At 63.6% G+C, this 4365-nt stretch carries 5 protein-coding genes; all 5 read right to left on the reverse strand.

Annotated elements, in window-relative coordinates; translation table 11 throughout:
- A partial coding sequence (gene rnc / locus KH616_RS21955) for a ribonuclease III (RefSeq protein WP_292251262.1) occupies positions 1-914 on the reverse strand: 914 nt, incomplete at its 3' end.
- Between the two features lie 153 nt (positions 915-1067).
- Positions 1068-1961, reverse strand: coding sequence for a signal peptidase I (gene lepB, locus KH616_RS21960; protein WP_292251265.1), 894 nt, complete (start codon positions 1959-1961; stop codon positions 1068-1070).
- Positions 1962-1977: 16 nt separating this feature from the next.
- Positions 1978-3771 (reverse strand): translation elongation factor 4, encoded by a 1794-nt coding sequence (gene lepA / locus KH616_RS21965; protein ID WP_292251266.1) that lies wholly within the window; start codon positions 3769-3771, stop codon positions 1978-1980.
- 78 nt (positions 3772-3849) lie between these two features.
- Complete coding sequence (locus KH616_RS21970; RefSeq protein ID WP_292251268.1) at positions 3850-4140, reverse strand: glutaredoxin family protein; 291 nt, start codon at positions 4138-4140, stop codon at positions 3850-3852.
- A 10-nt stretch (positions 4141-4150) separates the two neighbouring features.
- On the reverse strand, positions 4151-4365 hold a 215-nt coding region (locus KH616_RS21975), incomplete at its 5' end, for a PDZ domain-containing protein (RefSeq protein WP_292251270.1).

The raw sequence follows: 4365 nt of genomic DNA on the forward strand, positions 1-4365 counted from the left end.
CCTCGCACGGCGAAACTGGGCGCAGGCGCCGCAGCGCGCTCCGGCTGCTCGGCCACCCCGCCCGCGGACGGCTCGGCCGCCGCCTTCGTTTCACCACGCGCCGCCGCGGCACGCTCCTTGCGCTCGGGCGAACGCAAATCGAGCGCTTCCTGGATACCTTTTACGCCCGGCACGATTTCCGGCTCCACGTGCTTGGCTGCGCGCGCACTTTTCGAGCGCTTCGGCTTCGCGGACAGCAACGGCGCGGCCGCCATCACCTCGTCGAGCGCCTTCTTCGCCGCGGCCTGCTCGGCCGCACGGCGGCTCGCCCCGGAACCGGACACCTTGATGTCCAGCTTCGGCACCGAGCATTCGACTTCGAACTGTTGATTGTGCGCCGCACCATGCGTTGCGACGACGGTATAGGCCGGCAGTGCGATCTTGTGGCCCTGCAGGTACTCCTGCAGCAGCGTCTTTGCGTCCTTGCCGAGCGTGAGCGGATCGATATGGTCGAGAATCGGCACGTACAGGCGTTTGATGACGCCCTGCGCGGCATCGAAGCCGCCGTCGAGGAACACGGCGCCAATGATCGCCTCGAACGCATCGGCGAGAATCGACGGGCGCCGGAAACCGCCGCTGCGCAGTTCGCCCTCGCCCAGGCGCAAGCCGTCGGAAATATTCAGGGCCTGGGCAATTTCGTACAGCGATTGCTGCTTGACGAGATTGGCCCGCACCCGCGACAGATCGCCTTCGTCCAGCTTGCCGAAGCGCTGAAACAAAAGGGCGGCCACCGCGCAATTGAGAACGGAATCGCCAAGAAACTCGAGCCGCTCGTTATGCGTGGCACTGTGACTGCGATGAGTCAAAGCCTGGCGCAGCAATTCCGCATTGCGAAATTCATAGCGCAGCCGGCTTTCCAACTGAGATAGGGGCATGTGCAGGAGTATAACGCGGGCGCCGGTATCGTCGAAACGACGCGGCCGGCCCCGAAAAGGCGTGACGAAGCGGTGTTACCGCCGGTTATTAAAATCGTTCTGCAATACGCGGCGCGGCCCGTGCACCCCGTATTGCGTGTGAATCGATCGCGATCAGTTGAAGGAACCGATGCGCTTCAGGTCGCCGAAGTTCATCCAGATGAAGAACGCGCGGCCGACAATGTTCTGATCCGGCACGAAACCCCAGTAGCGGCTGTCCGCGCTGTTGTCGCGGTTGTCGCCCATCATGAAGTAGTGGCCCGGCGGCACCTTGCAGATCACGCCGCGGCTGTTGTACGTGCAGTTGTCGCGATACGGATAGTCGTATGCGCCCATCACGAACGGCGGCACGGCAGGATTGTTGAGGATCGCGTTCTTGCGGCCGTCGAGCGATTCCTCGAACTGCTTTGCGTAGTTCTGACGTTCTTCATCGAAGTAGTCGGGCAGCGCCGTCTCGGCCACCGGCTTGCCGTTGATCGTCAGCTGCTTGTCCTGGTACGCGACCGTGTCGCCCGGCAGGCCGATCACGCGCTTGATGTAGTCGACCGATTCGTCCTTCGGATAGCGGAACACGACGACGTCGCCGCGCTCGAGCGGACGGCCCTGCGTGAGCCTGGTGTTCGTGACCGGCATGCGCAGGCCGTAGTCGAACTTGTTCACGAGGATGAAATCGCCGACGAGCAGCGTCGGCACCATCGAGCCCGACGGGATCTTGAACGGCTCGACGACGAACGAACGCACGACGAACACGGCGAGGATCACCGGGAAAAAGCTTGCCGTGTACTCGAGCCACCACGGCTGGCGCAGCTTCTCGTCGCGCAGCTTCGAACGGGTCTGCGTCGCGTTCTCGTCGGCGAACCGCTTGTCGATGCGCGACTGCTGACGGTCGAACGCCTCGACCGCCGCATCCGCCGCCCGCCGGCGCTGCGGCAGGAACACCATCTTGTCGGCAACCCACGCCACGCCCGTCAAACCGACGAGCACAAAAAGAATCAGCGCAAAATTCATAAAAGGATCAGTCCTGTTATTTGTCTTCGACTCGCAAGATCGCCAGGAACGCTTCCTGCGGGATCTCGACCGAACCGACCTGCTTCATGCGTTTCTTGCCTTCCTTCTGCTTCTCGAGCAGTTTCTTCTTTCGCGTGATGTCGCCGCCGTAACACTTGGCGAGCACGTTCTTGCGCAGCGCCTTGATGTTCTCGCGCGCGATGATGTGCGCGCCGATCGCGGCCTGGATCGCCACGTCGTACATCTGGCGCGGGATGATCTCGCGCATCTTCGCGGCAACTTCGCGGCCGCGGTACTGCGACTGCGAGCGGTGCACGATGATCGACAGCTCATCGACCTTGTCGCCGTTGATCAGCATGTCGACCTTCACGACGTCCGACGAGCGGTACTCCTTGAACTCGTAGTCCATCGACGCGTAGCCGCGCGACACCGATTTCAGACGATCGAAGAAGTCGAGCACGATCTCCGCCATCGGGATTTCGTACGTGAGTTGCACCTGCCGGCCGTGGTACTGCATGTTGATCTGCGTACCGCGCTTTTGCGTGCACAGCGTGATGACCGAGCCGACGTAATCCTGCGGCATGTACAGGTTCACGGTGACGATCGGCTCGCGGATTTCCGCGATCCGCGCCGGCTCCGGCATCTTCGCCGGGTTCTCGACCATGATCGTCGAACCGTCGCTCTGCACGACCTCATAGACCACGGTCGGCGCGGTCGTGATGAGATCCATGTCGAATTCGCGCTCGAGCCGTTCCTGCACGATTTCCATGTGCAGCAGGCCGAGGAAGCCGCAACGGAAGCCGAAGCCGAGCGCCTGCGACACTTCCGGCTCGTACTGCAGCGACGCATCGTTGAGCTTCAGCTTCTCGAGCGACTCGCGCAGCGCGTCGTACTGGTTCGCCTCGACCGGATACAGGCCCGCGAACACCTGCGGCTTCACTTCCTTGAAGCCCGGCAGCGGCTCGGGCGCCGACTTGGTCGCGTGCGTGACGGTGTCGCCGACCTTCGCGGCCGTCAGTTCCTTGATGCCGGCGATGATGAAGCCCACCTGCCCCGCCGACAGCGATTCGAGATTGCGCGACTTCGGCGTAAACACGCCGATGTGCTCGACCGGATACTGCGCGCCGGTCGCCATCAGCTTGATCTTCTCCTTCGGACGCAGCGTGCCGTTGACGATGCGCACGAGCATCACGACGCCGACGTAGTTGTCGAACCAGGAGTCGATGATGAGCGCCTGCAGCGGCGCGTCCGGATCGCCCTTCGGCGGCGGCACCTTGGCGATCAGCGCCTCGAGCACGTCCTCGACGCCGAGACCCGTTTTCGCGCTGCAGCGCGTCGCGTCGGTCGCGTCGATGCCGATCACGTCCTCGATCTCCTCGATCGCGTTCTCGGGATTCGCGGCCGGCAGGTCGATCTTGTTCAGCACCGGCACGACCTCGACGCCCAGCTCGATCGCCGTGTAGCAGTTGGCGACCGTCTGCGCCTCGACGCCCTGGCTGGCATCGACGACGAGCAGCGCGCCCTCGCATGCGGACAGCGAGCGGCTCACTTCGTATGAGAAGTCGACGTGCCCAGGCGTATCGATCAGGTTCAGGTTGTACACCTTGCCGTCGCGCGCACGATACGAGAGCGCGGCGGTCTGCGCCTTGATCGTGATGCCACGCTCGCGCTCGAGATCCATCGAGTCGAGCACCTGTGCTTCCATTTCACGGTCGGACAGGCCGCCGCATACCTGGATGATGCGATCCGCGAGCGTCGACTTGCCATGGTCGATGTGCGCGATGATCGAGAAATTGCGAATATGATCCATTCAGTGCCGATCAAGCGAAAAAGGCGCGCTCGACGACCGCGGAGCACGCCTTGTAAGTCGGTGAAAAAACAGCCTATTTTAGCCGAAAAGCCCCTCTCGGGGCGGCATTTTGCCGTCGGGCTCGTCCGGGCCCCGACGCCGCGACGCCAGCGCACGCCGAACGCGCGCCTCGTCGAAGCGATGGCGGCACACTTCCGTCCCGTCCAGCAGCAGCACGGGGACGTCCTCGTCATAGCGCGCGACGAGCGCTTCGTGTGCATCGATGTCGATGTATTCCACCGCCACATCGAACGCGGCCGCGACCGGCGCCAGTGCGTCACGCATGTCGTCGCACAGGTGGCACCAGCCGCGGCCGTAGAGCGTAAACATGGCGTGCGCGTTATTTCTGGCGCGGGCGCAACGGGATGAACTGCGTGTTGTCGCCGCGCCGCACCAGCACGGCAACCGCCTTCTGCGGATCGAGCTGCGCGGTCACTTCCGCGAACTGCTTCGCGCTCGTGATATCCGTGTCGCCGACCCGCAGAACGATGTCGCCGCGCTGCAGCCCCGCACGCGCAGCCGGACCCTCGACGCCGTCGACCTGCACGCCATTGC

It is taken from the genome of Burkholderia sp. (assembly GCF_018375725.1).
Lineage (GTDB): Bacteria > Pseudomonadota > Gammaproteobacteria > Burkholderiales > Burkholderiaceae > Burkholderia.